The sequence below is a fragment of the Aphanothece microscopica RSMan92 genome (genome assembly GCF_046613545.2).
GTDB lineage: Bacteria > Cyanobacteriota > Cyanobacteriia > PCC-6307 > Cyanobiaceae > NIES-981.
On record NZ_JBKKKY020000344.1, the window covers coordinates 1 to 600 of the forward strand.

Here is a 600-nt window from a genome sequence, read left to right on the forward strand (position 1 = left end):
GCCACGAACGCTCGTTACGGATATGCCTTGACAAGAACATCGTTCAGCGACCCCGGAGTCACGAGGGAAAATGGCGTCATTGAACATCGTCCGTCGATAACCGTTACACCCAAGCTTGGTCCACTGACAATTGCTCCCACGTTATCCTATTCCGAAAACTGGAACTTCCAGCAATACACGGAACGTGTTGATCCCACAGACTCTTCTATCGTACGATCACGAAGCCAAGGGTTCTTTCGAGACTACACCTACTCGGCAGGCGTCAACATCAGCACCTTCCTCTACGGCATGCTGAAGCCCGATATCCTTGGTATCAAAGCGTTCAGGCATACGCTCCAGCCCACGATCAGCGTTCGGTACCAGCCCGATCAATCAACCGTCGAAGGCGGGTCGTATGGTCGATATGTAAGCCCAGTCTCAGGCCAGACGATTACCTATGCACGTTTCAACAACGTCCTGGCGTCGCGTCAGGAACAGCTCGCTCTAGGGTACTCCCTCTTGAACCGCTTTGCGATCAAGATGGCGGACGACGATACATCGGAAGCAAAGCCGATCGAACTCTTAACGGTTGACGTATCAGGGAACTACAACTTCGCAGCG

The 600-nt window shown here is 53.0% G+C and carries 1 protein-coding gene; it reads left to right on the forward strand.

From position 1 onward, the window contains the following. Nucleotides 1-27 precede the first annotated feature (27 nt). The coding region (locus ACLD7X_RS17905; protein ID WP_425625463.1) for a putative LPS assembly protein LptD at nt 28-600 on the forward strand (573 nt) is incomplete at its 3' end.